Genomic DNA, 4,660 nt, shown 5'->3' on the forward strand with positions numbered 1-4,660 from the left:
CTGGGCCTGCCCGCCGCCGACCTCGCCCGCCAGCGCGAGGCGCTGGAGCGCCTCGGCCTGCGCGGGGCGCGGGCCGAGGACTGGGACGCGCTGGCGGCGAAGCTCGTTGCGGCGCGGGAGAAGTCGCCGGCGAAGGGCGCGGAGGTCGACGCGGCCGAGGCGCTGCTGGCGCGGCTGAAGGCGACGTTTGCGCCGCTGGCCAAGATCCTCCCCCCTTGGGGGAGGTGGCCCGACGGGCCGGAGGGGGAGCATCTTGGTCTGCGAGCCTCCCCCGCCAACGCCACCCGCATCCTCGTCGAGACCCTCGAGGCTCTCGCCCGCGACGCGGACGGCGCGCTCGGCGAGCTCTGGAGCGGCCACGGCGGCGAGGCGATGAGCCGGCTGTTGGCCGGGCTGATCGGCGAAGGCGGGGCCCTGCCGCCCACCGGCGCGCGGGCCTACGCCGACCTGCTGGAGCAGCTGATGCAGGGCGAGACGGTCCGCGTCGGCGGCGCGACCCAGCCGCGCCTGCGCATCCTGGGCGCCATCGAGGCCAGGCTGGTTCGCGCCGACCGGCTGGTGCTGGCGGGCCTGGAGGAGGGCGTCTGGCCGCGCGGCGCGCCGATCGATCCCTTCCTGTCGCGGCCGATGCGCGAGCGGCTGGGCCTGCCCTCGCCCGAGCGGCGGATCGGCCTGTCGGCCCACGACTTCGCCCAGGCCGCCTGCGCGCCCGAGGTGGTGCTGCTGCACGCCGAGCGCCGCGACGCCCAGCCGGCGGTGAAGTCGCGCTGGCTGTGGCGGCTGGAGACCCTGGCTCGCGGGGCCGGCGTCGCCATCCCCGAGCGCCCCGAGCTCTTGGCCTGGGCGCGCGGCCTCGACGCGCCCGACGGCTACACCCCTGCGAAGCGCCCCGCCCCCTGCCCGCCGGTCGAGCACCGGCCGATCAAGATGGCCGTGACCCGGATCGAGGCCCTGACACGCGATCCCTATTCGGTCTGGGCGCGCGACATCCTCAAGCTCTTTCCGATGGAGCGGCCGGACGAGCCGGTCGAAGCGCGCGCCCGCGGCACGGCGATCCACGCCGCCTTCGAGCGCTTCTCGGTCGAGTTCCCGCGCGAGCTGCCCGCCGACGCCGCGGAGATTTTTTCCGGGTATTATCTGCAGGCGCTGCGAGGCGCCGGCATGCCAAGCGAAGGCCTGGCGCGCGAGGCGGCGCTCGCCCGCGAGGCCGCCGCCTGGGTCGCCGAGCTGGAGCGGGTGCGCCGCGCCGACGGGCGGGCCCTGCACGTGGAGCAGGAGGGCCGGCTGGCGATCATGGTCGACGGCCACGCCTTCACCCTCACCGCCAAGGCCGACCGCATCGAGGCCGACCCCGACGGCCATGGCCACATCCTCGACTACAAGACCGGCAGGGCTCCGTCACAGAAGATGGTCGACACCGGCTTTTCTCCCCAGCTGACGTTGACCGCCGCCATCCTGGCGGCGGGCGGGTTCGAGACGATCGGCCGGCTGAAGCCCGGCGAGCTGACCTATCTGGAGGTCACCGGCCGCAAGCCCGCCGGCCGCGAGGAGCTGCGCGCCCTGCCCGGCGGCGCCGGCGAGAAGATTCCCGACAGCGCCCAGGCGGCGGACGAGGCGATGGCGGGCCTAGCCCAGCTTCTGCGCCGCTACTTCGACCCGGCCCAGGCCTACGTCTCGCGCACCGCGCCGCAGTTCGTGCGCCAGCACCACGGCGACTACGACCACCTGGCCCGGGTCTTCGAATGGTCGACCAGCGGCGAGGAGGGCGAGGCGTGACCGTCCACCTGATCGCCGACCCGCAGCGCACCGCCGCCGACCCGCGGCTGTCGGCCTTCGTCCGCGCCAACGCCGGCTCGGGCAAGACCAAGACCCTGATCGACCGGGTGGCGCGGCTGCTGCTCGACGGCGCCAAGCCCGAGACCATCCTCTGCGTCACCTACACCAAGGCCGCCGCGGCGGAGATGCAGCGCAGGCTCTACCGCCGGCTCGGCGACTGGTCGGTCATGCCCGACGCGCGCCTGACCCGCGAACTCGCCGATCTCGAGGGCCGCCGCACGGACGCATACGACGCGGGCCGGCTCTCCGACGCCCGCGCCCTGTTCGCCCAGGCGCTGGAGACGCCGGGCGGCCTGAAGATCCAGACCATCCACGCGTTCTGCGAGAAGCTGCTGCGGCGCTTCCCGCTTGAAGCTGGAGTGTCGCCGGGATTTCGGGTGATGGACGACGCCGTCAGCGCCGCGGTGGCCGCCGCCGCCCGCGCCGCGGTCGCCGAACGCGCCATGCACGGCGCAGGCCCGCTGGCCGAGGCCTATGCGCGGATGTCGGTCGAGCTGGACTTCGGCTCCTTCCAGCAGATGTTCCTCGACTTCGAAGCGCGCCGCGGCAAGCTGCAGGACTTCTTCGACCGGGTCGCGGCCCTCGGCGGAGCGGACGCCTGGGTCTGGGCGACCGTCGGCCTTGCCCCCGGCGCGACGCCGGAGGCCGTGGAGGCTGAGGCCGTCCGCGGCTTCGACCGCGCCTTCTGGCGCGAGACCGCCCAGGTGCTCTCCCGTGGCGGCAAGCAGGACCAGAAATGCGCCGGCCTGATGGCCTCGGTCGCCGCCGACAGTCGGGCCGGCCTCGCCGACATGCTGGGCGCCCTCTTCACCGAGGGCGGCGAGGGCGCCCCGGCCAAGTGGTGCGGCGCCACCAAGGGCCTGGCCGGGCACGAGGGCCTGCGCGCGCGTCTGCTCGCCGAGCAGGACCGGCTGGAGGACGCCCGCCAGCGGCTGCGCGGGGCGAAGATCGCGGTCAGCACGCTCGATGCGCTGCGGCTGGCGGCGACCTACCTCGCCTTCCACGGCGTCGAGAAGCGGGCGTTCGGCGCCCTCGACTTCGCCGACCTGATCGAGAAGACCAAGGCGCTGCTCACCGCCAGGCAGGCCGCCGCCTGGGTGCTCTTCAAGCTCGACGGCGGCGTCGACCACATCCTGGTCGACGAGGCCCAGGACACCGCGCCCGACCAGTGGGACATCGTCCGGGCGCTGACAGGAGAGTTCTTCGCGGGCGAAGGGCGACCTCGCGGGGCCGGGCTGGAGCGGACCCTGTTCGTCGTCGGCGACGAGAAACAGTCGATCTACTCTTTCCAGGGCGCCGATCCGGCGCGGCTGGTCAGCGAGACCGCCCGCTATGTCGAGGAGATCCGGGCGGCCGGCCGGCGCGCGGAGCTGGCGCCGCTTCGGGCCTCATGGCGATCGACCGGCGAGGTGCTGAGCTTCGTCGACGCGGTCTTCGCCGCGGGCGTGCCGCCGACGGCCGAGGCCGCCTCGCACCCGGCCATGCGCGAGGGCCACCGCGGCTGCGTCGACCTCTGGCCGCTGGTCGAGGAGCCGCAGGTCCCGGAGCGCACCGCCTGGACCGCGCCGCTCGACATGGAGGCCGCGGGCAGCGCCAACAAGCAGCTGGCCCGCGCCATCGCCCGCGAGATCCGCGAGACCGTCGAGCGCGGCGACGCCGTGTTCGACCGCGGCCTGCCGGACGGCCGCGAGTGGCGCCCGGCGACCTTCGGCGACGTGCTGATCCTGGTCCGCAAGCGCGGGCCGCTGTTCGAGGAGATCCTGCGCGCGCTGAAGCAGGAGGGCGTGCCGGTCGCCGGCGCCGACCGGCTGGCGCTGTCGCAGCACATCGTCTTCGACGACCTTTTGGCGCTGGCCCGCTTCGCCCTCTTCCCGGACGACGAGCTGACGCTGGCGGCCCTGCTGCGCAGCCCGTTCTGCGACCTGGAGGACGAGGGGCTCTATCGCCTCGCCCACGACCGGCGATCGGAGGGGCTGTGGGCCAGGCTGCGGCGGCGCGCCGGGGAGGTCCCGGAATGGGCGGCGGCGGCCGACTTCCTCGGCTGGATCGCCGATCACGGCCCAGGCGGGCGGCCGTTCGAGTTCTATGCCCAGGCGCTGGCCCGCAAGGACGCCGGCGGCCGGTCGATGCGCGCGCGCCTGCTGCGCCGGCTGGGGTCGGAGGCCGAGGACGCGCTGGAGGAGTTCCTGGCCCAGGTGCTGGCGGCCGAGCAGCGCGGCGTGCACGACCTGGAGACCCTCGCCGCCGACTTCGCCAGGCTGGACATCGTCGTGAAGCGCGAGCTGGAGGGCGGGCGCGACGAGGTGCGGGTGATGACCGCCCACGGCGCCAAGGGCCTCGAGGCGCCGATCGTCTTCCTGCCGGAGACCACCAGCCAGCAGAGCCCGCGCGGCTCGCCGCTGATGGAGACGCCGGACGGCGGCTTTTTGTGGTGCGCCTCGGGCAAGGGCGACTGCGCGGCCTCCGCGGCGGCCCGCGCGCTGCGGGTCCAGAAGGAGGAGGAGGAGGCGCTGCGCCTGCTCTATGTCGCGCTGACCCGCGCCCGCGAGCGGCTGGTGATCTGCGGCAAGCGGCCGGCGAACCGCAAGGAGGAAAACCTCAAGGGCTGGTGGGCGGCGATCCGCGACGGCTTCGCCCACGCGGGCATAGAGCCGCATGTACGCACCGCCGCCAGCGCCGGGGCCGACATCCGCCGCTACGGGCCCGATCCCGAGCCGCTCGGCCGCGCCGGCGCCGCCGCGGCGCGAGAGCACGCGGTCCCCGCCTGGATCGCCGAGGATCCGCGCGCCGAGGCCTTCGCCCGCTACGCCTCGCCGTCGGACCT

The 4,660-nt window shown here is 74.8% G+C and carries 2 protein-coding genes; both read left to right on the plus strand.

What is annotated here, in order from left to right:
• Nucleotides 1-1,776: double-strand break repair protein AddB (gene addB, locus VJS38_RS04305; protein ID WP_324086917.1), on the plus strand; the 1,776-nt coding region annotated here is incomplete at its 5' end.
• On the plus strand, nucleotides 1,743-4,660 hold a 2,918-nt coding region (gene addA, locus VJS38_RS04310; RefSeq protein ID WP_324086918.1), incomplete at its 3' end, for a double-strand break repair helicase AddA. The genes addB and addA, both read left to right, overlap by 34 nt.

This window comes from Phenylobacterium sp., assembly GCF_035276905.1.
Lineage (GTDB): Bacteria > Pseudomonadota > Alphaproteobacteria > Caulobacterales > Caulobacteraceae > Phenylobacterium.